25 protein-coding genes are annotated in these 26,843 nt (G+C 70.0%); 15 read left to right on the top strand and 10 right to left on the bottom strand.

What is annotated here, in order from left to right; translation table 11 throughout:
- Positions 1-15 precede the first annotated feature (15 nt).
- Together Q9R19_RS05180 and Q9R19_RS05185 are read right to left on the bottom strand one after the other, a co-directional pair.
- Positions 16-1,260 (bottom strand): MFS transporter, encoded by a 1,245-nt coding sequence (locus Q9R19_RS05180; protein ID WP_311255263.1) that lies wholly within the window; start codon positions 1,258-1,260, stop codon positions 16-18.
- Position 1,261: 1 nt separating this feature from the next.
- Positions 1,262-1,798: a helix-turn-helix domain-containing protein gene (locus Q9R19_RS05185; RefSeq protein WP_311255264.1), complete on the bottom strand. Its 537-nt coding sequence runs from the start codon at positions 1,796-1,798 to the stop codon at positions 1,262-1,264.
- Positions 1,799-2,026: 228 nt separating this feature from the next.
- On the opposite strand from Q9R19_RS05185, the gene Q9R19_RS05190 reads away from it, so the two are divergent.
- The 7 genes from Q9R19_RS05190 (at position 2,027) to Q9R19_RS05220 (ending at position 9,594) form a co-directional block, all read left to right on the top strand.
- Complete coding sequence (locus Q9R19_RS05190; RefSeq protein WP_311255265.1) at positions 2,027-3,016, top strand: TerC/Alx family metal homeostasis membrane protein; 990 nt, start codon at positions 2,027-2,029, stop codon at positions 3,014-3,016.
- Between the two features lie 142 nt (positions 3,017-3,158).
- A complete protein-coding gene (gene leuC / locus Q9R19_RS05195; RefSeq protein ID WP_311255266.1) occupies positions 3,159-4,631 on the top strand; it encodes a 3-isopropylmalate dehydratase large subunit in 1,473 nt (490 codons plus the stop codon).
- Positions 4,631-5,248 carry a 3-isopropylmalate dehydratase small subunit gene (gene leuD, locus Q9R19_RS05200; RefSeq protein WP_311255267.1) on the top strand — a complete coding sequence of 206 codons (618 nt, stop codon included), beginning with the start codon at positions 4,631-4,633 and terminating at the stop codon, positions 5,246-5,248. Before leuC ends, leuD begins: the two co-directional genes overlap by 1 nt.
- A 107-nt stretch (positions 5,249-5,355) precedes the next feature.
- The gene (gene murA, locus Q9R19_RS05205) at positions 5,356-6,720 is read left to right on the top strand and encodes a UDP-N-acetylglucosamine 1-carboxyvinyltransferase (RefSeq protein ID WP_311255268.1); all 1,365 of its coding nucleotides are present in this window, start codon (positions 5,356-5,358) and stop codon (positions 6,718-6,720) included.
- A 4-nt stretch (positions 6,721-6,724) separates the two neighbouring features.
- Entirely contained in the window at positions 6,725-7,474 is a 750-nt protein-coding gene (locus tag Q9R19_RS05210) for a lysophospholipid acyltransferase family protein (RefSeq protein ID WP_311255269.1), read from the top strand.
- Positions 7,464-8,606 (top strand): NAD(P)H-dependent glycerol-3-phosphate dehydrogenase, encoded by a 1,143-nt coding sequence (locus tag Q9R19_RS05215; protein ID WP_311255270.1) that lies wholly within the window; start codon positions 7,464-7,466, stop codon positions 8,604-8,606. The genes Q9R19_RS05210 and Q9R19_RS05215 overlap by 11 nt, the downstream gene beginning before the upstream one ends.
- The gene (locus Q9R19_RS05220; protein WP_311255271.1) at positions 8,506-9,594 is read left to right on the top strand and encodes a D-alanine--D-alanine ligase family protein; all 1,089 of its coding nucleotides are present in this window, start codon (positions 8,506-8,508) and stop codon (positions 9,592-9,594) included. Before Q9R19_RS05215 ends, Q9R19_RS05220 begins: the two co-directional genes overlap by 101 nt.
- Positions 9,595-9,598: 4 nt before the next feature.
- On the opposite strand, the gene Q9R19_RS05225 is transcribed toward Q9R19_RS05220, so the two are convergent.
- The gene (locus Q9R19_RS05225; RefSeq protein WP_311255272.1) at positions 9,599-10,072 is read right to left on the bottom strand and encodes a DUF3515 family protein; all 474 of its coding nucleotides are present in this window, start codon (positions 10,070-10,072) and stop codon (positions 9,599-9,601) included.
- Positions 10,073-10,095: 23 nt separating this feature from the next.
- Here Q9R19_RS05225 and thiL point away from each other — a divergent pair, with 23 nt between their 5' ends.
- Positions 10,096-11,109 carry a thiamine-phosphate kinase gene (gene thiL / locus Q9R19_RS05230; RefSeq protein WP_311255273.1) on the top strand — a complete coding sequence of 338 codons (1,014 nt, stop codon included), beginning with the start codon at positions 10,096-10,098 and terminating at the stop codon, positions 11,107-11,109.
- On the opposite strand, the gene rsmD is transcribed toward thiL, so the two are convergent.
- Complete coding sequence (gene rsmD / locus Q9R19_RS05235; RefSeq protein WP_311255274.1) at positions 11,076-11,657, bottom strand: 16S rRNA (guanine(966)-N(2))-methyltransferase RsmD; 582 nt, start codon at positions 11,655-11,657, stop codon at positions 11,076-11,078. The two genes, thiL and rsmD, sit on opposite strands and share 34 nt — an antisense overlap.
- A 63-nt stretch (positions 11,658-11,720) precedes the next feature.
- Between rsmD and Q9R19_RS05240 the strand changes: the two genes are divergently transcribed.
- The 6 genes from Q9R19_RS05240 (at position 11,721) to mutM (ending at position 16,861) form a co-directional block, all read left to right on the top strand.
- A complete protein-coding gene (locus Q9R19_RS05240) occupies positions 11,721-13,892 on the top strand; it encodes an ATP-dependent DNA helicase RecG (protein ID WP_311255275.1) in 2,172 nt (723 codons plus the stop codon).
- A 57-nt stretch (positions 13,893-13,949) separates the two neighbouring features.
- Positions 13,950-14,447: a pantetheine-phosphate adenylyltransferase gene (gene coaD / locus Q9R19_RS05245; RefSeq protein WP_311255276.1), complete on the top strand. Its 498-nt coding sequence runs from the start codon at positions 13,950-13,952 to the stop codon at positions 14,445-14,447.
- Positions 14,448-14,531: 84 nt separating this feature from the next.
- Positions 14,532-15,026: a DUF177 domain-containing protein gene (locus Q9R19_RS05250; RefSeq protein ID WP_311255877.1), complete on the top strand. Its 495-nt coding sequence runs from the start codon at positions 14,532-14,534 to the stop codon at positions 15,024-15,026.
- A gap of 2 nt (positions 15,027-15,028) precedes the next feature.
- Entirely contained in the window at positions 15,029-15,238 is a 210-nt protein-coding gene (gene rpmF, locus Q9R19_RS05255) for a 50S ribosomal protein L32 (protein WP_029263535.1), read from the top strand.
- 10 nt (positions 15,239-15,248) lie between these two features.
- Positions 15,249-15,959, top strand: coding sequence for a ribonuclease III (rnc, locus tag Q9R19_RS05260; protein WP_311255277.1), 711 nt, complete (start codon positions 15,249-15,251; stop codon positions 15,957-15,959).
- 8 nt (positions 15,960-15,967) lie between these two features.
- The gene (mutM, locus tag Q9R19_RS05265; protein WP_311255278.1) at positions 15,968-16,861 is read left to right on the top strand and encodes a bifunctional DNA-formamidopyrimidine glycosylase/DNA-(apurinic or apyrimidinic site) lyase; all 894 of its coding nucleotides are present in this window, start codon (positions 15,968-15,970) and stop codon (positions 16,859-16,861) included.
- Between the two features lie 20 nt (positions 16,862-16,881).
- On the opposite strand, the gene Q9R19_RS05270 is transcribed toward mutM, so the two are convergent.
- The 6 genes from Q9R19_RS05270 to Q9R19_RS05295 form a co-directional block, all read right to left on the bottom strand.
- Positions 16,882-17,877: an endonuclease/exonuclease/phosphatase family protein gene (locus Q9R19_RS05270; RefSeq protein WP_311255279.1), complete on the bottom strand. Its 996-nt coding sequence runs from the start codon at positions 17,875-17,877 to the stop codon at positions 16,882-16,884.
- A 186-nt stretch (positions 17,878-18,063) separates the two neighbouring features.
- Entirely contained in the window at positions 18,064-19,179 is a 1,116-nt protein-coding gene (locus Q9R19_RS05275) for a hypothetical protein (protein ID WP_311255280.1), read from the bottom strand.
- A gap of 42 nt (positions 19,180-19,221) precedes the next feature.
- Entirely contained in the window at positions 19,222-20,544 is a 1,323-nt protein-coding gene (locus Q9R19_RS05280) for an FtsX-like permease family protein (protein ID WP_311255281.1), read from the bottom strand.
- Positions 20,541-21,236: an ABC transporter ATP-binding protein gene (locus Q9R19_RS05285; protein WP_311255282.1), complete on the bottom strand. Its 696-nt coding sequence runs from the start codon at positions 21,234-21,236 to the stop codon at positions 20,541-20,543. Before Q9R19_RS05285 ends, Q9R19_RS05280 begins: the two co-directional genes overlap by 4 nt.
- A gap of 84 nt (positions 21,237-21,320) precedes the next feature.
- Entirely contained in the window at positions 21,321-22,436 is a 1,116-nt protein-coding gene (locus Q9R19_RS05290; protein ID WP_311255283.1) for a GNAT family N-acetyltransferase, read from the bottom strand.
- Entirely contained in the window at positions 22,433-22,711 is a 279-nt protein-coding gene (locus Q9R19_RS05295; RefSeq protein WP_311255284.1) for a hypothetical protein, read from the bottom strand. The genes Q9R19_RS05290 and Q9R19_RS05295 overlap by 4 nt, the downstream gene beginning before the upstream one ends.
- A gap of 535 nt (positions 22,712-23,246) precedes the next feature.
- Between Q9R19_RS05295 and smc the strand changes: the two genes are divergently transcribed.
- A complete protein-coding gene (gene smc, locus Q9R19_RS05300) occupies positions 23,247-26,810 on the top strand; it encodes a chromosome segregation protein SMC (RefSeq protein ID WP_311255285.1) in 3,564 nt (1,187 codons plus the stop codon).
- Positions 26,811-26,843 lie beyond the last annotated feature (33 nt).

Here is a 26,843-nt window from a genome sequence, read left to right on the forward strand (position 1 = left end):
GCTATCCCGCAAGGCTCACGCCTCGACGGGGGTTGACAGCGTGAGCGCGCGGATCTGCGGATTGCGCAGCGGCAGCACCATCAGCAGCACCATCGCGCCGCCGTAGATCGCGAACGGGACGAACAGCGGAAGGATGCCGGCGAGCAGTCCGAACACCGCCATCGCCACCGGCATGAGGCAGTCGTCGCCCAGGCGCAGGATCGACCCCAGCCGGCCCAGATAGTCCGGTGCTGCGGTCGCCGCGAACGTCGAGCTCAGCAGTGCCGAAGCGAAGCCGGCGGTCAGGCCGATCACGAAGCTCCCCGCGCCCACGACGATCTGCGAGCCGAAGCCCAGCGCGACGATGCCCGCTCCCTGCACCATCAGCGCGATGAACGCGCCGGTGGCCTCGTGACGCGGGCGCCAGCGCACCACGGCCAGTGCGCCGAGCATCGCACCGCCGCCGACGAGCGCCTCGAACACGCCGACCGCACCCGCGCCCCAGCCGTGAGCGGTGGCCTGCAGGGGAAGTCCGATGGAGATCGCGGGACCGACCGCGAGGTTGAGCCCCGACAGGGCGATCACCAGCGTGCGGGTCGCGTGCTCCTTGCCGAGGTGCCGGAACCCGTCCGCGACGCCGCGCAGCACGCTCTGCTTCACCGACGCGCGCGGCAGTGCGAAGCGCGGACGCAGCCACAGCACGATGAAGACGATCACGACCACGTAGGTGAGGGTGTTCAGCCCGGCGCTGCCGGCCAGGCCGAAGGCCGCGACCAGGAAGCCGCCCGCCGCGGCGCCCGCCATCGTGCCCAGCCGCGAGAGCGTCTGGCTGAGCGCGGAGTACCCGGGCAGATCCGTTGGTGCGACCAGCTGCCGGGGCATGGTGCCCGCCGCGGGCTCGAAGAACGCATCGCACAGCCCGAAGGCGACGCTGGCCGTCAGAAGCAGCGCGACCGTCGGGGGCGCGGCGAGACACCACACCGCCACCGAGATCAGCACCACCACGCGCAGCGCGTTGAAGAGCACCATAAGCCTGCGCGCGTCGGAACGGTCTGCGTACGCTCCGCCCACGAGCAGCACGATCGCGCGCGGCACCGTGCCCGCGGCGACGACGAGCCCGGCCACCGCAGGAGACGCGATCTGCACGGCCGTCCACGCGAAGGCGATCGTGAAGATCGCATCACCGGCATCCGAGAGCGCCTTCACGACCAGCCACGCCTGCACCAGCAGGTCACGGCGGAACGGCGGCGGGGTGCGCAGCATCCGGGCTTCGCTCGTCACCTCACACCTCCGTCGGAAAGCCGTGCGCGAAGAAGTACACCGGCATGCGCTCCTGCCCGTCTTCGCGGTCGATGCCGCGGCGCCATTCGTCGAGCATCGCGTTGAGCCGTCCGTGCAGGTCGCTCAGCTCGTCCTGCGTGGCCCAGGCCAGCGAGTCCGTGTTGAACCCCTCGACCTCGCTCTGCGCCGAGATCCGGTACCAGCGCTGCAGGCGGTCCAGCTGGTTGCGCACGTTCGCGCGCTGCGCCTCTCGCGCCAGCAGGGCATCGGCGGGGGAGTCGAAGTCCGAGGACGACCAGGTGAACGACCGTCGTGCGAGCCGCCACCAGCTGGCGCGACGATCGCCGTCGGGAGCCTCGACCTGCTCGACGACGCCGGCTCTCTGCAGCATCCGCAGGTGGTGGCTGATGCTGCCCACCTGCGCGTCGAGGGCCCGCGCGAAGGTGCCCACCTGCGTGGGCCCGTGCAGGAGCAGGCGATCGACGATGCGTCGTCGGAGGGGATGCGTGATGGCGGTGATCACCGAGATGTCTTCCACGTCGACAACGCTAGAGGCGAGTCCGGATGCTAACAAGAGTTCTTGTATAACTTGGTCGGCTCAGACTCCGCGCAGACTCGGGTACGATCATTCGAGCGAAGGGGAGTATCCCGACATCGCGCAGATCGTCATCACGAGCATCGTCATCGCTGCTCCGGTCGCGCGGCGCACCACCGGTGCGGGGAGAGACTTTCGGACTTCCGCCCACCCCTTCGAAAGGCGATTCCCGTGGACATTCCCGTCTGGTTCGAGATCACCTCATTGGTCGTGCTGACCGCGATCCTCATCGGCGATCTGCTGCTGATCCTGAAACGGCCGCACATCCCCAGCACCAGGGAGTCCGCGCTGTGGGTGGTCTTCTACGTCACGCTGGCGCTGATCTTCGCGGGTCTGCTGTTCGTGGTGGGCGATGCGAAGACCTCGCTCGACTTCCTCACCGGCTGGGCCATGGAGTACAGCCTGTCCATCGACAACCTGTTCGTGTTCATCCTGATCATGACCCAGTTCGCGGTGCCCAGGCGGTATCAGCAGGAGGCGCTGATGGCCGGCATCATCATCGCGCTGGTGCTGCGGGCGATCTTCATCATCATCGTCGGCGCGGCCGTGCAGCATCTCAGCCCGATCTTCTACCTGTTCGGCGTCTTCCTGCTGTTCACCGCCATCCGCCAGGCGATGCCCGACAGGGAGGAGGACGACGCCCAGACCGAGAACTTCATCGTCCGCCAGATCCGCCGGGTGATCCCGATCAGCGAGTCCTACGACGGGCCCAGGCTGCGCACCACCGTCGCCGGCCGGCGCATCTGGACGCCGATGCTGATCGTGTTCATCTCGCTCGGCGTCACTGATCTGATGTTCGCGGTCGACTCGATCCCGGCGATCTTCGGCATCACCACGAACCCGTTCATCGTGTTCACCGCGAACCTGTTCGCACTGATGGGTCTGCGCCAGCTGTACTTCCTGCTCGGCAACCTGCTCGACAAGCTCCGCTACCTGCACTACGGCGTCGCGTTCATCCTCGCCTTCATCGGAGTGAAGCTCGTGCTGCACGCCATGCACGAGAACGAGCTGCCGTTCATCAACGGCGGGCAGCCGATCGCGTGGGCTCCGGACATCGACAACTGGATGTCCCTCGGCGTGATCTTCGGCTCGATGGCGGTCGCCACGATCGCCAGCCTGATCGCGTCGGGCCGGGAGAAGCGCGCTGCAATCGAGCGCTGAGCACGGCGCGGGCCGTTGTAGACTGACCGGCATGCGGCGTGTGGTTCTCCTCCTTAGCAGCCGCGGCGGGTCCTCGATCTAGGCCTTCCTCGCCGCGGAGTCCATCGTGGGCCGACTCATCGAGCCATAAGGAACGCACCGCATGACCAGCAGCACACGCCCGCGCACTCTCGCCGAGAAGGTGTGGGATGACCATCTCGTCGTCAAGGGCGAGAACGGCGAGCCCGATCTGATCTACATCGATCTGCACCTGATCCACGAGGTCACCAGCCCGCAGGCCTTCGACGGCCTGCGCGCCGAGGGGCGCCCGCTGCGCCGCGTGGATCTCACCATCGGCACCGAGGACCACAACACCCCGACGCTGAACATCGACAAGCCCATCGCCGATCTCACCAGCCGCACGCAGATCGAGACGCTGCGCCGCAACGCCGCCGAGTTCGGCGTGCGCCTGCACTCGCTGGGGGATGCCGAGCAGGGCATCGTGCACGTCGTCGGCCCGCAGCTCGGCTTGACCATGCCCGGGATCACCGTGGTCTGCGGCGATTCGCACACCTCCACGCACGGCGCCTTCGGAGCGATGGCGTTCGGCATCGGCACCAGCGAGGTCGAGCACGTGATGGCCACGCAGACCCTGCCGCTGAAGCCGTTCAAGACCATGGCGATCAACGTCGAGGGCGAGCTGCGCCCCGGCGTGACCGCCAAGGACATCATCCTCGCCGTCATCGCCAAGATCGGCACCGGCGGCGGGCAGGGCTACGTGCTCGAGTACCGCGGCAGCGCGATCCGCGCCCTCTCGATGGAAGGCCGGATGACGATCTGCAACATGTCCATCGAGGCGGGCGCCCGCGCCGGTATGGTCGCTCCCGACGAGACGACGTTCGCGTACGTGAAGGACAAGCCGCACGCGCCGCAGGGCCAGGACTGGGAGGATGCGGTCGCGTACTGGCGCACGCTTCCCACCGATCCGGATGCCGTGTTCGACGCCGAGGTGCACATCGACGCGAACGAGCTGGAGCCCTTCGTCACCTGGGGCACCAACCCCGGTCAGGGCAGCTCGCTGTCGGCATCCGTTCCCGACCCGGCGGCGATCGTCGACGCCAACGAGCGCGCGGCGGCCGAGCGCGCCCTGGAGTACATGGACCTCGTCCCCGGAACGCCGTTGAAGGATGTCAGGGTGGATGCCGTGTTCATGGGCTCCTGCACCAACAGCCGCATCGAGGACCTGCGCGCCTTCGCATCGGTCATCCAGGGCAAGCAGAAGGCCGACGGCGTGCGCGTGATGGTCGTCCCCGGTTCGGCGCGGGTGCGCCTGGAGGCCGAAGCGGAGGGCATCGACAAGATCGTCGAGGCGTTCGGTGCCGAGTGGCGCTTCGCCGGATGCTCGATGTGCCTGGGGATGAACCCCGACCAGCTCGCGCCGGGGGAGCGCTGCGCATCCACGTCCAACCGCAACTTCGAGGGGCGTCAGGGCAAGGGCGGGCGCACGCACCTGGTCTCGCCCCTGGTCGCCGCCGCCACGGCTATCCGCGGCACCCTTTCCAGCCCGAGCGACCTGACGGATGCCGGGGTGCCTGCGCCCGTCGCGGGGGCAGCGAACGAGATCGGAGCGATCTGATGGAGAAGTTCACCACCCACACCGGCGTCGCCGCGCCGCTGAAGCGCTCCAACGTCGATACCGACCAGATCATCCCGGCCGTGTTCCTCAAGCGCGTCACCAAGACGGGCTTCGACGACGCGCTGTTCCACGAATGGCGCAAGGACCCGCAGTTCGTGCTCAACCAGACGCCGTTCCAGCATGCCTCGGTGCTGGTCGCCGGGCCCGATTTCGGCACCGGATCCAGTCGCGAGCACGCGGTCTGGGCGCTGCGCGACTACGGCTTCAAGGTGGTGCTCAGCCCGCGCTTCGCCGACATCTTCCGGGGGAACTCCGGCAAGCAGGGCCTGCTGGCCGCGACCCTCGAGGAGTCCGAGATCGAGCGCATCTGGGAGCTGATCGACCAGGAGCCCGGCCGCGCCATCACGGTGGACCTGGAGCAGCGCACCGCCACGATCGCGGGTTCGTCAGGTGAGGAGCCCGTCTTCCAGGCCGCCATCGGGATCGACGATTACACTAGGTGGCGGCTCCTCGAAGGGCTCGATGACATCGGGCTCACCCTGCGCAGCGAAGACAAGATCGCGCAGTTCGAGGCCCGCCGCGAGTCGTGGCGGCCACGTACGCTCCCCGTTCGGTAGGACGAGGCGCGGGGTGGGCCGGGGCCAACAGCCCACGCGGCATCCGCCGTGATCCGATGAGAGCCCGCGGCCACCGCCGCGCCTGTCCTGACGTAGAAGAGGCCCGAATGACCACACCGCTCCGCGATGCTGCAGCCCAGGAGGCTCCGGTTCCCGCCGGTTCCGTGCTCGCTATCCGCGGAGGCAGGGCTCTGCGCGGCCGCGTCGACGTGAAGGGCGCGAAGAACCTCGCGACCAAGGCGATGGTCGCCGCCCTGCTGGGCGAGACCACCAGCATCCTGCGGGATGTGCCCGATCTCAGCGACGTCGCCGTGGTCCGCTCCCTGCTGGAGGTGCACGGCGTCAACGTCTCCGAGGGGGACGAGCCCGGATCCCTCGAGCTCGACCCGAGCCTGGTGGAGTCCGCGCACTACGAGGAGATCGACGCGCACGCCGGTGCCTCCCGCATCCCGATCCTGTTCTGCGGACCGCTGCTGCACCGGCTCGGTCAGGCGTTCATCCCCGACCTCGGCGGATGCCGCATCGGCGACCGCCCGATCGACTTCCACCTCGACGCGCTGCGCAAGTTCGGCGCGATCGTGGAGAAGCAGCCCAGCGGCATCCGCATCTCCGCGCCGAACGGTCTCAAGGGCGCGAGCATCCACCTGCCCTACCCGAGCGTGGGCGCCACCGAGCAGGTGCTGCTGACGGCCGTGCGCGCGCAGGGCCAGACCGAGCTGCGCAACGCGGCCATCGAGCCCGAGATCATGGACCTGATCGCGCTGCTGCAGAAGATGGGCGCCATCATCTCGTACGAGCCCAACCGCGTGATCCTGATCGAAGGCGTCGAGACGCTGCGGGGCTACGACCACCGCTGCATCTTCGACCGCAACGAGGCGGCGTCGTGGGCGTGCGCGGCCCTCGCCACCGACGGGGAGATCTTCGTCGGCGGTGCGAAGCAGCAGGAGATGCTCACCTTCCTGAACGTGTTCCGCAAGGCGGGCGGCTGGTTCGACGTGCAGGAGGACGGCATTCTCTTCCGCCGCGGTGGCGAGCTCAAGCCCATCGTCGTCGAGACCGACGTGCACCCCGGCTTCATGACCGACTGGCAGCAGCCGCTGATCGTCGCGCTGACGCAGGCGAACGGCCGCTCGATCGTGCACGAGACGGTCTACGAGAACCGGTTCGGCTTCACGCAGGCGCTGGTGAAGATGGGCGCCGACATCGTCGTGCACCCGCATGGGCTGCAGGACGGCCCGCGCCGCGTGCCCCGCCGCGAGCTGGAGCAGGCCGCCGTCATCACCGGGCCCACGCCGCTGCACGGCGCGGACATCGTGGTCCCCGATCTTCGCGGCGGCTACAGCCACGTCATCGCGGCCCTGGCCGCCGAGGGCGAGTCGGTCGTCTCGGGCGTGGACATCCTCAGCCGCGGCTACGAGAAGTTCCTCGACAAGCTGAAGGCGCTGGGCGCCGACTTCGACGTCGTGCGGTGATCTGATGGCTGCCACCGAGCGGAGTCGTCCGAGCCTGTTCTGGCCGCTGGCGGCGCTGGTCATCCCCGCGGTCTCGCTGCTGGCCAGGATCAGGACCGTCGACGCGCACAAGCTGCCCCGTGAGGGGGCGTTCGTGCTGGCGCCGAACCACTACTCCGAGTTCGATCCGCTGATCGTGGCGATCGCGGTGTTCCGCACGGGCCGGCTCCCGCGGTTCATGGCGAAGGAGAGCCTGTTCCGGATCCCCGTGCTCGGCTGGGTGCTCAGGCGCACCGGCATGATCCCCGTCGCGCGCAGCTCGTCGGCCACGTCGGCGAAGCAGACGATGAAGCAGTCCCGCGAGCTGGTCGAGCACGGCCGCGGCGTCATCGTGTATCCGGAGGGCACGCTGACCCGAGACCCCGAGCTGTGGCCCATGCGCGGCAAGTCCGGTGCCGTGCGCCTGGCGCTCTCCGGCGACATCCCTCTCATCCCGATGGCGCAGTGGGGCACGCAGCGGATCATGGGCCGCTACCAGAAGGGCCTGAGCCTGTGGCCGCTGCGCAAGCCGGTCGACGTGATCTTCGGCGACCCGGTGGACCTCTCCGACCTGCGCGCGCGTGCGAGCGAGCCCGCTGCGCTGAACGAGGCGACCGCCCGCCTGATGACGGCCGTCACCGAGCTGCTGGAGCAGCTGCGACAGCAGAAGGCGCCCGAGAAGCGCTGGAACCCCTCCGATCACGGACAGAAGGAGACGGGGCGCCTTGACTCCTAAGCGAGAGCCGCTCAGCACCGGTGCCCGTGCCGCCATCCTGGGGTCGGGCAGCTGGGGGACCACGTTCGGCAAGGTGCTCGCCGACGGGGGCGCGCAGGTGACCATGTGGGCCAGACGCCCCGAGCTCGCGCAGGAGATCGACGAGGCCAAGCGCAACTCGAAGTACCTGCCCGGCATCAACCTGCCGCGCACCGTGCGCGCGACCGCCGAGGTCGAGCTGGCGCTGCGCGGCGCCGAGCAGGTCTACCTGTCGGTGCCCAGCCAGACGCTGCGCGAGAACCTGCGCGCGTTCCGGCCGCTGCTCGCCGACGGCGACTTCCCCGTCATCAGCCTGATGAAGGGCGTCGAGCGCGGCACAGGGCTGCGCATGAGTCAGGTCATCGAGCAGGAGCTGGGCATCGACCCGATGCGCATCGCCGTGGCATCCGGGCCGAACCTCGCGCTGGAGATCGCGCGCGAGCAGCCGACGGCCGCCGTGATCGCGTCGCGCAGCCAGGAGACGGCGGATGCGGTGGCGCGCACCGCGCGCAACCGGTACTTCCGCTCGTTCGTGAACACCGATGTCGTCGGCACGGAATTCGGCGGGGTGCTGAAGAACCTGATCGCGGTGGCGATCGGCATCGTCGACGGCGTGGGCTACGGCGAGAACACCAAGGCGTCGATCATCACCCGCGGCCTGGTCGAGATGACCGACTTCGCCGTCGCCAACGGTGCGCAGCCGGAGACGCTGCAGGGCCTGGCCGGGCTGGGCGATCTGATCGCCACCTGCCAGTCGCCGCTGAGCCGCAACAACACCGCCGGGCGGCTGCTCGGCCAGGGCTACGGCTTTCAGGACGTGATCAAGCAGATGAACCAGACCGCCGAGGGCCTGGCATCCGTCGCGCCGATCCTTCAGCTGGCCCACGAGGCCGACGTGTACATGCCCATCGTGGAGCAGGTGAAGATGGTGCTCGACGGGAAGATGGATCCGCGTGACATCGCGCCGCACCTGACCACGGACGACGACACTCCCCAGGAGGAGAGGATCAACTATGGACAGGCAGACGGTGGTGGTGCTCTTCGGCGGGCGTTCCAGCGAGCATTCGATCAGCTCCGCAACGGCGGGCGGGGTGCTCGCGGCGATCGATCGTGACCGCTATGCGGTGATCCCGGTCGGGATCACGCGCGAAGGTGCGTTCGTGCTGGAGCAGGACGACCCCGCCCGGTTCGCTCTGGATGCCGAGAACATGCCCGAGGTGCTCGACAACGGCACCCGCATCCGGTGGCCCGAGCCAGACGGCGATCGCACGCTGCGCGTGGTCGCCGCCGACGGCTCCACCGTGGATCTCGGTGAGGTGGATGCGGTGCTGCCGCTGCTGCACGGCCTGCACGGCGAGGACGGTGCGATCCAGGGATTCTTCGATGTGCTGGAGGTACCGTACGCGGGCGGCGGCATCCTCGATTCCGCGGTGTGTCTGGACAAGCACTTCACCAAGCTCGCGCTGTCGGCGGCCGGCATCGCCGTCGCGCCCGGGATCACGGTGCGCAGCGCCGAGTGGGATGCCGATCCGGAGAGCGTGCGCGAGCGCGTGCGCGCGCTGGGGGAGACGGTCTTCGTCAAGCCGGCGAGCGCGGGATCGAGCGTCGGCGTCTCACGCGTTGACAAGGGCGAGGGGCTGGACGAGGCGTTCCGCATCGCGTTCGATGAGGACGCGAAGGTGCTCGTCGAGACCCGTGTCGACGGGCGCGAGATCGAGGTCGGCGTGCTGGCCGGACGGAACGGCGAGCGGGCGCGGGCGTCGCTGCCCGGCGAGGTCGTGCTGACCTCGCGCAGCTTCTACGACTTCGAGGGCAAGTACCTGGGCGGCGAGGGCGTCGAGATCGTGTGCCCGGCGCACGTCGACGAAGCGCTGGTCGAGCGACTGCAGCACACGGCCGTGCGCGCGTTCGAGGCGGTGGACGGCAGGGGTCTCGCCCGGGTGGACTTCTTCGTCGGCCCCGACGGCGCGCTCACGGTGAACGAGCTGAACACCATGCCCGGCTTCACGCCGTTCTCGATGTTCCCGAAGTGCTGGATCGCCTCGGGCATGTCCTATTCCGAGCTGATCACCGAGCTGATCGAGGCCGGCCTGAGCAGATGACGGGCTATTCCGGCAGCTCGTCGGGGGCGATGCACTTGCTCGTCGCCGGGATCGTGCGGACGCCGCCCACCAGGCTGCTGTTCGTGAGCACCTCGTTCGCCCCGATCACCTCGGTGTCGACGAACACCTGCACTGCGGGGTCGCGCCCGTAACTGGTCATCCGCATCTTCGGGCGCAGGGTGTCGTCGACGAGCCAGTCCACGCCGTCCAGGGTCACGCACTGCAGCTCGGCGGTCGGCCCGGGGACCTCCACGCCGCACGCGACGATCACCGCCGTGGGATCGCCGTACGCCGCGGTCGCCTGTGCATCCGTCCACCGCCGGGGCAGGTCGCCGATCGCATCCGGAAGCCGCACGCTGACCTCGGCGCACGCCGGGTTGTTCGCGTCCTGCGCGGGCTCGAGCGCGACTGTGCTCGAGCACCCGGAGAGCGCGAGCAGGAGCAGCGCCCCGGCGATCGGGGCGGAACGACGAAGCATGATTCCAGGCTACCGTTGACCGCATGGCATCCGATCCCGACGACGATCCGCGCATCGGCGACATCTCGGAGGGCGCAGTGCTGCGCGCCATTCTCGAGCGCACGCCGCAGGCGTCCGGCACCATCCTCGGCCCTGGCGATGACGCGGCCGTGATCGCGGCGCCCTCGGCGTCGGTCGTCGCCACCACCGACACGCTGGTGGACGGGCCCGACTTCCGCACGGCCTGGTCGAGCGGCTACGACCTCGGCTGGAAGGCCGCGGCCGTGAACCTCGCCGATGTGGCCGCGATGGGCGCCGGCCCGACGGCGCTGCTGGTGGCACTGGCGGTGCCGCGCGAGGTGCGGCTCTCGTTCGTCGCGGCGCTGGCGGACGGCTTCCGCGAGGCCTGCGAGGCGCTCGCACCCGGATGCGCCGTGGTCGGCGGCGACCTCACCGTCTCCGACGTGCTGATGATCGCCGTGACCGCCCTCGGCGACCTGGACGGGCGGACGGCCGTGACCAGATCCGGGGCGCGCAGCGGCGACATCGTGGCGCTGGCGGGCGAACTGGGCGCCGCGGCCGCCGGCCTGGAGGTGCTGTTCGACACGTTCCGCGACGCGGAGACACCGATCGCCGTGGATGCGGATGCGCTGGACGACGCAGCCCGGCACGCGCTCTCCCGGCAACTGCGGCCGCAGCCGCCGATCGCGCTCGGGAAGGTCGCGGCGGATGCCGGAGCGACCGCGATGATGGATGTCTCGGACGGCCTCGCGCTGGACGCGGGCAGGCTGGCGGACGCGTCCGAGGTCACGATCGACTTCTCCGCAGCGGCCCTCGACGCTCTCGCGTTCGGGGGGGATCGGGCGCGCGGACTCGCCGGAGGAGAAGATCACGGGCTGCTCGCGACCTTCCCCGCCGACAGGCCGCTGCCCGACGGCTTCCGGCGCATCGGGGCCGTCACGGCCCGCACGACCGACGGAGTGCTGCTGGACGGCGCGGCGGTTCCGCGATCGGGGTGGGACCCCTACCGCGACTGGGACGGCGTGGCCGCCGGCTGAGCCCACCACACGGCCGTGTCGCCGTACGTCTTCTGCCGGACCAGCTCGAGGCCGGCGGCGACCAGCTCCGGGGTCGTCGAGCGCTTCGCGCGTTCGATCACGACGATGGCATCCGCCGACAGCAGCGGTGCGAGCGCGAGCAGATCCGCGCTCATCGCGGCGTCGGCGAGCTCGTAGGGCGGGTCGGTGAAGACCAGGTCGTACGGGCCGGCGACGCGGCCCAGGAACGCGTGCACGGCGCTCTGATGCACCTTCGCCCCGGCGGAGCCGACGGCCTTGCCCACGGCGGCCGCGTTGCGTCCGATCACCGCAGCGGCCGGCCGCGAGCGCTCGACGAGGTCGACGGATGCCGCGCCCCGGCTCCACGCCTCCAGTCCGAGCGCTCCGCTGCCGGCGTACAGGTCCAGCACCCGGGCGCCGTCGATCGCGTCCATCGACTCCAGCGCGCCGAGCACCGACTCGCGCACCCGGTCGCTGGTGGGTCTGGTGCCGGCATCCGGCACGTCGATGCGGATGCCGCGCGCGGCGCCTGCGATGATCCTGGTCACGCGTTCACGATACCTGGACGGAGTGCGGCCGCCCGGGTCGGTGGCGCTCCCTAGACTCGGATCATGTCCTTGCAGCTCGAGACGCCGCTGACCGAGGCCGTCGGCGCATCCGCCGCGAAGAGCCTCGATCGCGCGTTCGGGATGTCCACCGTGGGCGAGCTGCTCGGGCACTACCCGCGCCGCTATGCCGATCGCGGCGAACTGACGCCGATTCTCGAGCTTCCGGTGGGGGAGACCGTCACGATCGTCGCGGAGGTGCTGTCGACGCGACCGCGTCAGATGCGCAACCGCCGCGGCGCGATGCTCGAGGTGGTGATCGGCGACGGCGTCGGGCAGATGTCGCTCACCTTCTTCGCCAAGAACCTGGGTCAGGCCGAATGGCGCGCCAAGGAGCTGCGGGTGGGCCGGCGCGGCATCTTCTCGGGCAAGGTGTCGACGTTCCGCGACACGGTGCAGTTCGCGCATCCCGATTACCAGCTCTTCGACGACGGCGAGGCCGCCTACCGCCAGGCCGATGCCCTGCAGGACGTGCCGATCCCGATCTACCCCGCCACCTCGGCCGTGCACAGCTGGCAGATCGCGAAGCTGGTCGGTGCGGTGCTCGACCAGCTGGGCGATGTGCCCGATCCGCTCTCCGAGGAGCTGCGACGCAGTGAGGGGCTGCTGACCGCGAAGCAGGCGCTGCACAGCATCCATCGCCCGCACCGGCGCGCCGACGTCGACCCGGCCGTGCGCACGCTGCGCATGCACGAGGCCCTGGTGCTGCAGACCGCGCTGCTGCAGCAGCGCAACCTCATCCGCTCGCTCCGGGCCACTCCGCGCGAAGCGCGACCGGGTGGACTGCTGCAGCGGTTCGACGACGCGCTGCCGTTCACCCTCACCGCCGACCAGCAGCGCGTGGGTGCGGAGATCTCCGCCGACCTGGTGGCGGAGAGGCCGATGAACCGTCTGATCCAGGGTGAGGTCGGCTCGGGTAAGACGCTCGTCGCGCTGCGCGCCATGCTGCAGGTGGCCGAATCCGGCGGGCAGGCGGCGCTCATCGCCCCCACCGAGGTGCTCGCCGCCCAGCACCTGCGCTCGGTGACCAAGATGCTCGGGCCGGAACTCGCCGCCGAGCTGATCCCCACGCTGCTGACCGGCCAGATGTCCGCGCCGGAGCGCCGGAGGGCGGCGCTGCGGGTGGCGTCCGGGCAGTCCCTGCTCGTGATCGGCACGCATGCGCTGCTGTCCGAGAAGACCACCTTCGCCGACCTCGCACTGGTGGTGGTCGACGAGCAGCACCGCTTCGGGGTCGAGCAGCGCGAGCTGCTGCGGGCCAAGGGAACGGCGCCGCACGCGATCGTCCTCACCGCCACGCCCATCCCGCGCACGGTCGCGATGACGGTGTTCGGCGATCTGGACACCTCCGTCATCCAGACGATGCCCGCCGGGCGTGCGGGCATCAGCAGCTTCGTCGCGCCCCTGGCCGAGCATCCGGAGTGGTTCCGCCGCGTGTGGGAGCGCGCCGGCGAGGAGATCGCGCAGGGGCGCCAGGTGTTCGTCGTGTGCGCGGCCATCGACGCCGCCCAGGAATCCGCGGAGTCCGAGGACGCGCCGCCTGCCGACGTGGAGGGCAGGGGTCCGCGCTGGGGCGTCGTGCAGCTGGATCAGCTGCTGGCCACGCACCCGCAGCTCGGCGGGGTGCGTCGTGCCGTGCTGCACGGCCGGATGCCCTCCGACGAGAAGGACGCCGTCATGCGCGCCGTCGCGCGGGGCGAGATCGATCTGCTGATCGCGACGACGGTGATCGAGGTCGGCGTCGACGTGCCGAACGCGTCGACCATGGTGATCATGGAGGCCGATCGGTTCGGCGTCTCGCAGCTGCACCAGCTGCGCGGGCGCGTGGGACGCGGTGAGTACCCCGGGCTCTGCCTGCTGGTGACGGAGGCCGAGGCCGGGTCGCTGGCGCGGGAGCGCGTGGAGGCGGTGGCCGCCACGCTCGACGGCTTCGAGCTGGCGGAGGTCGACCTCGAGCTGCGCGGCGAGGGCGACGTGCTGGGTGCGGCGCAGGCGGGGGCCAGATCGTCGCTGCGGCTGCTGCGGGTGGTGAAGGATGCCGGGCTCATCGCCCATGCGCGGGACATCGCCGCGGACATCCTGCGCGACGACCCGATGCTGGTCACGCATCCCGGGCTGCGCGTGGCGATCGCCGGGCGCGTCAGCGAGGCCGACCGCGCCGCCCTCAGCAAGAACTGAGGGTTTCAGGCCCTAGTCTGGAGGCGTGCTTGTACTGAGCGAACGGAGTGAGTCGAAGTGAACAGCAGGATCGCCGTCGTCCCCGGTTCCTTCGACCCGCCCACGCTCGGTCACCTGGACGTGATCCGCCGGGCGGCCGGGCTCTATGACGAGCTTCACGTGCTGGTGGTGCACAACCCCGGCAAGGAGGCCATGCTGCCGATCGCGCAGCGGATGAGCCTGCTCGAGCAGTCCATCGCCGAAGCCGAGCTCGACGGGCACATCATCGTGGGCTCCTGGAGCATGGGCCTGCTCGTGGACTACGCGCGAGACGTGGACGCGGGGGTGCTCGTCAAGGGCATCCGGTCCCAGGTCGACGTCGCCTACGAGTCGCCGATGGCGATCGTGAACCGGCATCTCGCCGACATCGAGACCGTGTTCCTGCTGCCGGATCCCGCTCATGCCATGGTCTCCAGCTCGCTGGTGCGCCAGGTCGCCTCGCTCGGCGGCGACGTGTCGCCGTTCGTGCCGCCGGTGGTGGCATCGTTCCTCGACACCGGAGCCCGAGGTCTGTGAGTCGGTAGAATCGGTGGGGTGAAGACCCGATTCGACGGACCGTTCGTCCTGCCCGTCCGCGACATCGTCCGCAAGCCGGGCGAGATGCGCGAGCACCGCTTCTCGGTGACCCTGCCCGAGAGGTGGGGTGAGGGCATCGTGTCGGTGGAAGCCGGCGAGAGCGTCGATCTGGACGTGCGTCTGGAGTCCGTGCACGAGGGCATCCTGGTCTCGGGCACGGCCGATTCCGACTACGTCGGAGTGTGCGGCCGATGCCTCACCGACATCACCGCGCCTGTCGAAGTCGAGTTCCAGGAGCTTTTCGCGTATCCTGGAGAGGAAGAAACTGACTTCGAAGTTCAAGACGACCACGTGGATCTTGAAAATCTGGTCAGGGATGCGGTCGTACTGTCGCTTCCATTTCAGCCGGTGTGTCAGCCGGATTGCCCGGGTCTGGACCCGGAAACGGGCGAGAAGCTGACCGCGAGCACCGACGCAGAGAGCTCAGCTCCCATCGATCCTCGATGGAGTGCGCTCCGCCAGATCACAGACCAGGACGCCCCGGCAGGAAGCCGCGGCGCCGAGAAAGAAGAGAGCTAGTCATGGCCGGTAACCCCCCGAAGCGCAAGGTCTCCCGTTCCAACACCCGCAGCCGTCGCGCGCAGTGGAAGGCGGCTCCCGTCGCACTCGTGAAGACGGTTGAGAACGGCCAGGTCGTCTACAGCCGTCCGCACCAGGCGAAGGTCGTCACCGACTCGCAGGGCACCGAGCTGTTCCTGGAGTACAAGGGCCGCAAGGTCGCCGACGTCTGATCAGGCGATCGTGGCGGATCCTTCCGCGGGAGCTGCGGCTCTGACCGAGAAGCTCGGCGTCGACATCGGCGCCGAGCTTCTTGAGCTGGCGCTGACGCACCGCTCCTACGCCTACGAGCACGGTGGCATCCCGCACAACGAGCGCCTGGAGTTCCTGGGCGACTCCGTGCTCGGCATCGCGGTGACAGTGATGCTGTTCACCACGCACCCCGACCTGGACGAGGGCGAGCTGGCCAAGCGCCGTGCGAGCGTCGTGTCCACGGTCGCGCTGGCGGAGGTCGCCCGCACGATCGGCCTGGGCGCGCATCTGCGTCTGGGACGCGGCGAGGAGCAGACCGGCGGCCGCGACAAGGACTCGATCCTGGCCGACACCATGGAGGCCGTCTTCGGTGCGACTTATCTCTCCGCCGGCCCGGATGCCGCCGAGGCGCTGGTGCTGCGGCTGACCGCCCCGCTGCTGGCCGACCCCGAACGCTACGGTGCGGCGATGGACCCGAAGACGAGCCTGCAGGAGCTGGCGGCGCGGCTGGGCAGGACGCCGCCGAGTTATTCGGTGAGTTCGTCCGGTCCGGATCACAACCGCCTGTTCACGGCGACGGTCGTGGTGGGAGACCTGGCGACCACGGGTGTGGGCACCAGCAAGAAGACCGCGGAGATGGCGGCTGCGCTCACGGCCTGGCGCGCACTGAGCGAGCGGCCCTCCGATCACGACGTCGCCTGAGCCCGCCCGTGCCTGAGCTGCCAGAGGTCGAGGTCGTTCGCGCGGGGCTCGCCCCGGCTGTCGTCGGAGCGCGTGTTCTCGCCGTGGACGTGCACGATGAGCGCGCGCTGACACGGCATCCGCTCGGCAGCGCTGATTTCGTCGCCCGGCTCGAGGGTCGCGCGGTGACGGCGGCGGCACGGCGCGGCAAGTTCCTCTGGCTGCCGCTGGAAGGCGACGCGGATGCCGTGGTCGCGCACCTGGGCATGAGCGGCCAGCTGCTGCTGCGCAGACCCGATGCCGCAACCGAGCGCCACGAGCGCATCCGGCTGCACATCGAGCATCCGCAGCACGGGCACCTGGCGGTCGTGTTCGCCGACCAGCGCACGTTCGGATCCCTCGCGATCGACGAGCTCCGGCCCACCGAGGACGGTGCTGCCGGTGGCCTCGGCACCCGGCTTCCGCTGGTGCCGACGCAGGTCTCGCACATCGCCCGCGACCCGATGGACCCCGCGTTCGATGAGGCGCTGTTCGGGGCAGCCGTGCGCCGCCGCACCAGCGCGATCAAGCGCATCCTGCTGGATCAGACGCTGGTCAGCGGCATCGGGAACATCTACGCCGACGAGTCGCTGTGGGCTGCGCGGATCCATCCCGAGACCGAGGGTCAGGCGCTGTCCGCGCAGGCGGTGCGACGCCTGATGGGCGAAGTGCGTCTCGTTCTGCACAAGGCGCTGGCCGAGGGCGGCACGAGCTTCGACGCGCAGTATGTCAATGTGAACGGGCAGGCGGGGTACTTCGCGCACTCGCTGAACGCCTACGGGCGCACCGCGCAGCCCTGCCCGCGCTGCGGCGCGCCGATCGTGCGGAAGCAGTTCATGAACCGCTCGAGCCACTACTGCCCGAAGTGCCAGCGTCGGCGCTGAATCGCGTCAGGCCTCGTCGGTCACTGCCTGCCGAGGACTGCCACGATCGGGCGGTGATCGGAACCTCCCGGATCACCGTCCAGCACGCGCACGCCCTTCGCCGTCCATGCCGACCCGAGGAGCACGTGGTCGATCGGCGACGAGATCCATGACGGAGCGTCCGCGGGCCACGTGCCGCTCGCTGCGCCGCCGGCTTCCAGCGCCGCATCGCCGCAGTCATCCATCAGATCGGTCATGTGGTCGACCGTGGCATTGAAGTCGCCGGCGATCACCACGTCGGGACCCGACGAACGGCAGACCTCTGCCACCCACCGGAGCCCCGCCTCCCAGCCGTCCATGCTGTCGGGCAGCGGCGGCATCGGATGCGCGGCGACGATCGCCTCCGGGCCGGTGCCGGCCGTCCTGCGCCACAGGCCGCTCGGCAGTCCGGGAGTGCTCCCGGCGCTCGTGTCGAGGTCGTACGCACCCACGTCGTCCGCGATGAGCACCGAGGTCGGGATCCAGTCGTATGCGCCTTCGGCTCTGACGGTGTGCGGCGTCATGACGATGCCCCGCTCGGAGAGCAGGCGTGCGACCTCAGCGGCCGCCTCCTCGTCGGTCTCGGGCAGGCTCACCACATCGGCCCCGGACTCGGCGGCGACCCGGGCTATCGTCGCCGGCGACGTCGCGCCGCCCTGAGCGTTCCACGCCATCACGACCAGATCGCCCTGCGCCGCACCGCTCGATGATCCTCGTGCCATGAGCACTGCGCAGTTGAGAATGGCCCCGAGGGCCAGAAGAACCGCGAGACCGAGTGAGAGCACCGGCTCGGGTCTACCTCGGCGTCGAGAGCCCAGGAGCGCGACGACACCTGCGAGCAGTGCCAGCGCGCCCAAGCCGATCGCCAGCAGAGCCCGGAACGCGATCAGCTGCGCGACGCCGATCAGGCGCTGAGCTCCCAGCACCTGAGGCCACGACAGAAGAAGGACCGCCAGTCCGGCGAGCACGAGCGCCACGAGCACCAGGATGCGTCGCATCGGCACGATGCGGGACGCCCCGACGCGCGAGCCCCGCGACTGCCCGTCCGCAGCCTCGGCGCTACGGGGCAACGGTCGCGACTCCCGCGCCCAGGGTGAGTTCGCCGTTCTCCCGCACGCCGCCTCCTCAGGCCGGATCGGAAGGATCAGCCTAGCCGCAGCGTGGCCGCCAGTCCTGTATCGCGGTCAGCCGGGCATCGGGGCGTTGACGCTCGCTGCCCACTCTCGGATCGCCTGGCGCTCGGACTCATCGCACACATAGCCGTATCCGAAGGTCGCGCCATCGACCGTGAGCGAGTGCGCGTCCAGGTAGGTGAGCGCGTAGCAGTCCGACATCACCTCGCCGCTGCCGCGGAACAGCCCGCGATCCTTCAGCTTCATCGCCTCACTCTTCTCGTCGACCGGAGTGGAGTCGAGATCGGCGTACTGGTACAGGTGCGCGAGCTCGTGCAGCACCGTCAATCGTGTTCCCTCGTCTCCGCCGAGCTGCTTGTCCTGCGGCAGGATGTGCACGGCGACGGGATCGGAAGAGGTGCACCCTGCCGTGGTGTGCCCCTCCTTCTCGGCGGTGGAGCAGGCGGTGTCCGCATCCCAGCGGATATCGATGAAGCCGTCACCGGCGCTGTCGACGAGCCCTTCGGCGATCGAGCCCGACGCATTCTCGCGGCGCGCCTGCGCTTCGGCGAACCGCTGCTGCAGCTTCTCCTTGTGCGATCCGATCTCATCCAGGAGCCCCTTGACCTGGAACGTGTTCAGTGGCCGAGCCTCCGCCCGCGTCTGGAACCGCTCGAACCAGTGCGGGGACGTGACCAGGGGACCCACCGGATTGCCCTTCAGCTTCGCCGCCAGCGATCGGTACTCGGCGATCTCGCCCTCGAGCCGGCCGAGCTGATCTTCGACCGACGGGGCCGGAGACGCAGCGGGAGCCGCACCGCCGCCGTCACCACCGTCGAAGGATGCGGTGCGCAGGCCGACCGCGACGACGATCCCGATGACCACGACGATCAGCAGGCATCCGCACCCTCCGATCAGCCATCCGAGGCCCTTTCGGCGCGGTCTCACGGGCGGCGTGTAGGGGGCGAACGGCGCCGTACCGGGTGCTGCGGATGCAGCGTACGGAGGGTGCGGCGCCTGCGCGCTGACCTGACCGATCCACTGTCGCAGCTCCGGGTACGCCCGCGGGTTCACCAGGATGATCCTGTGCAGATCCGGTCGTCGGGCCGCGATGTCCGCGAGCTGCTGAGCGGGAGTCGCGGGATCCGCCGCTGCGAGGTGGTCGAGATCGTCGTGCGCTCCGGTCATGCGCTCCAGCCTAACGACGCCGGTGCGGTCGGCTCGTCGCACTCACGCCGGAGCGAATGCGCGGCGCAGCATCGGCCGCGTCGCCAGCGTGCTCAGCCACACGATCAGGATGCCTGCGGCCAGCACCGCCGCGATCGTGAGCAGTGAGAGCGGGGCGATGATCAGCGTGATGCCCAGCAGCGGGAACACCACGATGCCGGCGCACAATGCGGAGCCCAGCGCGGTGAGCAGCAGGGGCGACATGATGGCACGGCGCCGGGCCGCCTCCACCGTCGCGGCGGGTACGCCGAGCTGGCGCAGGCTGCGGTGCAGCGGGCGCTGATCGAGCGCATCGGATGCCTGAGTGACACCGACGGATGCCGCGACCATCAGGAACGACGCGACCAGTGTGATGATCAGGCCCGTGCGCATGTCGGTGACCAGCGCGAGGTCGGCGGCGCTCGCATCCGAGGTGCTCATGACGTTCATCAGCGACACCCCGGTTCCGGCGAACACCGCCATGAAGCTCGCCATCGCGATGCCGCCCACCTGACGCCACGCGCCCTTCGGGTCATCGAGCACCGTGCGTGCGGCGAGCAGCCGCTCGGGCGTCTGCGCGCGCCTGGCCTGGCGTCGCGAGAGCAGCGAGAGCGCCCACGGGCCGACCAGGTTCAAGACCGAGAGCACGGCGGCGAACACCGCCGCCAGCAGTACGGTCAGCGTGACCATGCCGGGCAGAGAGGGCAGCATCCGGCCGACCGCGAACGCGACCACGATCGTCAGCACCGCGAGCACCGCGCGCAGCCAGTGCACGGGCTTGCCCTGCGCGCGCAGGCGCACGCCCAGCGGTGAAACCACGATCCGGCGCAGTCCGGCCACCGCGCTGAGCGCTGCCAGCAGCACGGCGCCAGCCGAGACCGCGGCGATGATGGCGGGGGAGAGCATCACGGATGCCGTGCCCAGCGCGGCTCCGCGGAAGGGGATCAGCCCGATCAGCGGAACCAGCACCAGGTGAACGGCGATGCCGACGATCGCCCCGGCTGCGGCGACCATCGTCGACTCCACGACGGTGAGTACGCCCACTCCCGCCGGGGTGACGCCGAGCAGCCGCAGCGTGGAGAGGCGCTCGTCCCGGCGGCGGGCCGAGAGGCGCGCGGCGGCTCCGCCCAGGGATGCCAGCGGCACCACCAGCAGCACCAGGGCCACGGCGGCAAGAGTCTGATAGATCAGCGCGTAGTCGTCATCCCACGTCCAGAACGCCTGCGCCCCGCCGACGACCGTCAGCACGAGCGCGGTCACGATCGCGAACGCCGTTGCCGGGATGAGGATGGTCGCGGCACCGCCTGACGCAGGGCGCAGCAGCATCCGCATCACCGACGCGTTCACGCGCGCACCTCGGCATCCACGATCAGGCCGTCGCGCATGTGCAATGTGCGCGCGCAGCGCGCCGCCACCTGCGGATCATGCGTGACGACCACCAGCGTCCGATCCTGAGCGCTCATCGACCACAGCAGCGCATCCATCACCTCGGCCGACGTGTGCGAGTCCAGAGCGCCCGTCGGCTCGTCGGCGAAGATCAGCTCCGCACCGGTCACCTGCGCGCGGGCGATCGCGACGCGCTGCGCCTGCCCGCCGGACAGCTCGCCGATGCGGCGATCCTCGAACCCGGCCAGGCCCAGCGTGTGCAGCCAGGCGGCCGCGTGCCCGGTGGCGTCGCTGCGCTTCATCCCGTTGATCATCAGCGCCAGTGCGACGTTCTCGATCGCGGTGAGCTCGGGGATCAGCAGCCCCTGCTGAAAGACGAACCCGAACCGCTCTCGCCGCAGCCGCGACCGCTCGGTCTCGGACAGCGCGGTCACCTCGATGCGCTCCCCGGATGCCGGCGAGAACAGCACCGTGCCGAAATCTGGCGGGATGATGCCCGCGAGCGCGTGCAGCAGGGTCGTCTTCCCCGACCCGGACGCTCCCATGATGGCGAGCGACTCTCCGCGATGGACCGCGGCGTCGACGCCCGCGAGGGCGTGAGCGGGCCCGTAGGCCTTCGTGAGGGCGTGTGCGTGCAGGACCGGATCGTTCATGAATCCAGCATCCGACCCGCATGCCGACCCGATCATCGCCCCCGAGGATGACTCCGCGCAGCGGTGGTCATCCTCGGGGATGATTCAGATCAGATCCTTGCGCCAGGCGCCCTCGTACGCGATCGGTGCGAACCCGATCGCCTCGTTGATCGACAGCATGGGCCGGTTCTCCTCGGCGTTGTAGGTGATCACCGCCGGGGAGTCGGGGTGCGCGTCGTGCCAGGCCAGCAGACCCGCGACCTTGACCAGCATCCCGAGTCGATGCCCGCGATGCTCGGAGAGCACCAGCGTGTCCCACTGGTGAGTCTTGGCAGGATCGAGCACGGAGATCGCCAGCTCGTTATACGCGCAGAGCCGGCCGGTGGCGATGTGCTGGGCGGCGGTGGTCTGCGACGTCCACCCGCGAGCGGTGGTGCGCTGGTCCTGGTCGCGCACGCGCTCGGCATCCCAGATCTCCTCCGGACTGCCCAGATCGCCGTCCGGAACATCGGTGGACATGCGCGACTTCATCCACGCGTAGTCGTCGACGAACTCGTCGGGAGTGGGCACGCCCCACTGCACGATCCGGTAGCCGTCCGCGTGCTCCCGCGCCTCGGCCTGCAGGGTGCGCAGGCGGGAGTCGGTGTCCGGCTCCCAGGTGAGCGCGCTGGCGCGCTCGACCTGCTCCAGACGGAATCCGGCCTGCTGCAGGAACCGGGCGGAGCGGTCGGCTGGTACCGAGCCGAAGCCGGTGGGGGATGCGAGCGTGGGAAGAGTCCCGCTCCGGTCGTGATGCTCGGACCAGTGCACCAGCTTGGCCACCCCGGATGCGCGGGCATGCGCCTCGACCTGCTCGTACACGGCACGTCCGATGCCGTGACCGGATTCATCGGCGAGTACCGCGACCACGACGATGGCGGTGTCGCCGTCGCCATCTTTCAGGATGTCGAGCGCCGCGCAGCCGATCACGGCACCATCGCGGTGCACGGACCACTGCCGGCGCTCGCACTGCGCCGAGCTGCGCAGGCCAGGGAGCAGTGACTCCGGAGACAGGAAGTCGTCCTCGCGCCCGGTGCTCTCCAGGAGCGAGCGATTGCGCACCGCCGCGTACTCGCGGATGAGCGGGGTGGGCCCCGCGTCCGCCCGGGCCGGAAGCACGAGCGGACGCAGGGTGGCTCCTGCGGGGAGGTCGATGGTCGTCTGATCGGAAGCGATGGTCATCGCAGCCCCCTGTGCAGGTCGTAGGTGAGCAGGGTGAGCGCCTCGCGCTCGGTGATGCCCTCGCTGCGGCGCGGGCGCGGGCCGTCATCGGCGAGGTCACTGTGATGCAGGCCGCGCTCGAGCAGCCACAGCCCGATGCGAAGGCTGAGACGGTCCGGCAGCGGGAGGCGCCGCTGGGCCGCGTGGTCGGGGATGCTGAGGATCTGACGATCCCCGGTATCCGGCGGATGGATGGACGTGGTGTGCCGACGGTCTGCCAGCAGTGTGGTGCTCACGAGTCGTGCGCTTTCTGTTGGGTGTGGTGTTCACTGAGGGAGCGAGGTGGACGCCGGGGACGCGCAAGCGCGCCGGCGGCGGCCGGGGGCACGCGCCGTGTGTCAGCGGACGTGCCCGGGGATGCCCGAAGCGGGGCGGGAGCCTGCCGCGCGAAGCGCGGGGCGACGATCATCGACCGGACGCGAAGCGTCAGACGAGTCGTGGGAGAGGCAGGGCGTTTCTACGAGGCCGTGCGTGCGAAGGCCACCGAGAAGGCTGGCGTCTTCGCAGACGCTGTCGCGGCACTGCCGCTGACGCCGTTGATCTTCGTGATCATCATCGGTGACCTCCTCTCGTGTGATCGGTGAATCACGCTAGTGGGACATTCCCAGCCACGTCAAGCCTCGGGCGTGTCGTCGGCGTGTCGCGCTGCTGGCGACGCGCCGCGGATCCCCTCGACGCAGCGCGGGATCCGCGCCGTTCCGCGGGGTTCGGGTAGCGTATGGGCGTGCTCCTCCCGACCGCTGACACCCTTCCGACGCCGGGGGTGCGACCGTGCATCTGAAGAGCCTGACGCTGAAGGGCTTCAAATCCTTCGCGCAGCCGACGTCGTTCGTGTTCGAGCCGGGCGTTACCTGCATCGTCGGCCCCAACGGATCCGGCAAATCGAATGTCGTGGACGCACTCGCCTGGGTGATGGGCGAGCAGGGCGCCAAGACATTGCGCGGCGGCAAGATGGAGGACGTCATCTTCGCCGGAACGTCCACGCGCGGCCCGCTGGGGCGCGCCGAGGTGCAGCTGACGATCGACAACAGCGACGGCGCGCTGCCGATCGAGTACGCCGAGGTCACGATCAGTCGCACACTGTTCCGCAACGGGGCGAGCGAGTACGCGATCAACGGCTCCAGCTGTCGTCTGCTGGATGTGCAGGAGCTGCTCAGCGACTCGGGTCTCGGCCGCGAGATGCACGTGATCGTCGGGCAGGGCCGCCTGGACACCGTGCTGCAGGCATCGCCGGAGGACCGCCGCGGATTCATCGAGGAGGCCGCCGGCATCCTGAAGCACCGGCGCCGCAAGGAGAAGACCCTTCGCAAGCTCGACGCGATGGAGAGCAACCTCACCCGCCTCAGCGACCTGGCGGGGGAGATCCGCCGGCAGCTGAAGCCGCTGGGCAAGCAGGCCGAGATCGCACGCGAGGCTGCCGGCATCGCGGCGATCGTACGCGATGCGAAGGCGCGGATCTTCGCGGACGACGTGGTCGCGCTGCGCACCGCCCTCGCCGATCACACCCGCAGCGAGCAGGAGCGGCACACCGAGCGCCTCGTGCTCTCCGACCAACTGGACACCGTGCGCGCTGGCATCCAGCAGCTGGAGGCGCAGCAGAACTCCGCAGTCGTCGACGAGGCCCGCCGGGTGGCCTTCGCACTCGAGCAGGCCCAGGAGCGGATGCGAGGCCTGTTCACCCTCGCGAACCAGCGCCTGGCGCTGCTGGGCGGTGAGGACGACACGATCACCGCGATCACCGTCACCCAGGAGACGATCGACGAAGCCGGTGACGAGATCACCCGCATCTCGGAGGGGCTCGGCGATGCGCAGGATGCCGCGGCCGCCGCCAGCAGGCAGGTGGTGGAGGCGCGGGCCGAGCTGGACACCCTGGACGTGGACATCGCCGAGCAGAGCGCGCTGGTCTCGCAGTACGACATGCGTCTGACGACCCTGCGCGGGAACGCGGATGCCGCGGCCTCGGCGCTGGCTGCCGTGCGCGGTGCGGTGCTGCGGCAGGAGAACGCGCTGGAGGCGGCGCACGTGCGTCGCCGTGAGGCCGCCGAGGCGCTGGAGGCGATCGAGGATGCCGAAGCGCCCGAGGGATCGGCCGCCGAGTACGCGAGCGCGTACGACGAAGCGCAGAAGCTCGTGACCTCGGCTGAGGGTGAGCGTGATGCGCTGCGGGAGCGCCTGCACGAAGCCGAGCGCGAGGCCGACGCGCTGATGGCGAAGGCCGCAGCTCTGGGCAGCGCACTGTCGCTCTCGGGCGGCGCCGCCGAGATCGTGGCCGCCGGCGGTGCAGGTGTGCGAGGACTGGTCGGAGACGCGGTGCAGGTTCGCGCCGGTTTCGAAGCGGCCATCGCCGCGGTACTGGGCCCACTTGCCGAGGGTGTGCTCGTCGACGATGTCGATGACGCTTTCGCCCTGGTCTCCTCCGGTGGAGCACGCGGCACCGTCGACTTCGTGATCGCGGACAGCGCCGTGGCGGTCCCGCGCGTGGAGCTGGATGTGCCCGGATCGGTACCTGCTGTCGAGGTCGTCGATGCGCCGCCCGGAGTGCAGGGGATCCTGGCATCCGTGCTGATCGCCGACGATCTCGACGCCGCCCGCACCGCCCGCTCCGCGCTGGACGCAGTCGGTGACGCTCGGACCACGGTCGTGACCAGGACCGGCGAGGTGATCACTGCTCACACGATGCGCGCCGGCTCCGGAGAGGCCTCTCGCCTGGAGCTGTCGGCTGAGCGGGAGGCCGCTACCGAACGGCTGGCCGAAGTGCGTGTCAGCGTCGAAGAGCTGCGGGGCGCGCGTGAGGATGCGATCGAGACCGTGGAGCGGGCCCGTGCGCATGCCAAGGACGCACTGCGAGCCCTGCGCGAGCACGATGCGGCTCTGGCCACCCGTGCCGAGCAGGTCAACCGCGTGACGGTTCAGCACGAGGCCGCGATCGCGGAGTGCGAGCGGCTCGAGACCGGACTGGCCCAGGTGCAGGGCACGGTGGCGGATGCTGAGCGGGCGGCGGAACGCGCGAAGTCGGAGGTGGAGGCGGCGGAGTCCGAACCGCGTCCCGTCTTGGATGCCACTGCCCGGGACGGGCTCCTCGAGGCCCTCGAGACCGCTCGCGAGGGCGAGGTGCGCGCACGTCTGGAGATCGAGACTCTGCGAGAGCGCGTGCGCGCCGCGCAGGCGCGGGTCGCCTCACTGGAACGGCAGCGCGAGCAGGAACGGGATGCGGCCGCGGAAGCGGCGCGGCGCGCCGTGATCCGCCGAGCACAGCGTGAGGCGGCGTCCGCCGTCGCCGACGAGGTTCCGCGCGTGCTGGACTCCATCGACCGCTCGGTGACCGAGGCGCGCGTCGCACTGGCCGCTGCCGAGACCGAGCGCTCCGCTCACAACGAGGAGCTCACCGCGCTGCGCGCCCAGGAGGGCACGCTGCGCGAACGTCTGGCGGGCCTCACCGAGAGCGTGCACGGGCTCGAGCTGCAGATCCACGAGAAGAAGCTGCACCTGAGCAGCGTGCTGGAGCGGGTGGCGTCGGAGCTTGCGCTCGACGAAGATATTCTCATTGCGGAATATGGGCCGGATCAGCCGGTGCCGCCCGACCCGGAGTCCGGCACTGGGGTCGGCCCAGGGCCGGACCCAGAAGGGGACGGAGAGAGCGACGAGGGCGACGATGTGGGGATGCCGTTCGATCGCCGCGCTCAGGAGCGCCGGCTGAAGGACGCCGAGCGCAAGCTCGCGCAACTGGGCCGGGTGAACCCGTTGGCACTCGAGGAGTTCGCGGCTCTCGAGCAGCGGCACGCGTTCCTCACCGAGCAGCTCGCCGATCTGACCCGCACCAGGCAGGATCTGCTTTCGATCATCGCGGAGCTCGACGAGCGGATGCAGGTGATCTTCGCCAGCGCGTTCGAGGACACCAGGCAGGCGTTCACGGAGGTGTTCCCGCTGCTGTTCCCCGGCGGTTCGGGCAGCATCTCGCTGACGAATCCCGATGACATGCTCACCACGGGCATCGAGGTGGCGGTGCGGCCGGTCGGCAAGAAGATCGAGCGGCTGTCGCTGCTCAGCGGTGGTGAGCGATCGCTCGCAGCCGTGGCACTGCTGGTGGCGATCTTCAAGGCGCGCCCCAGTCCGTTCTACATCCTCGACGAGGTCGAGGCGGCGCTGGACGACGCGAACCTCGGTCGCCTGCTGACGGTGTTCGAGCAGCTGCGCGAGAACTCGCAGCTGCTGGTCATCACGCACCAGAAGCGCACGATGGAGATCGCGGACGCACTCTACGGCGTCTCCATGCGCCAGGACGGCGTCTCGGCCGTGGTCGGGCAGCGCGTCGGCGATCGCGCCGCGGCATCCTGACGAGCCACCTGCCCGCCGCACCGTAGGCTGGAG

Source organism: Microbacterium sp. ARD32, assembly GCF_031844385.1.
In the GTDB taxonomy this organism is placed as follows: Bacteria; Actinomycetota; Actinomycetes; order Actinomycetales; family Microbacteriaceae; genus Microbacterium.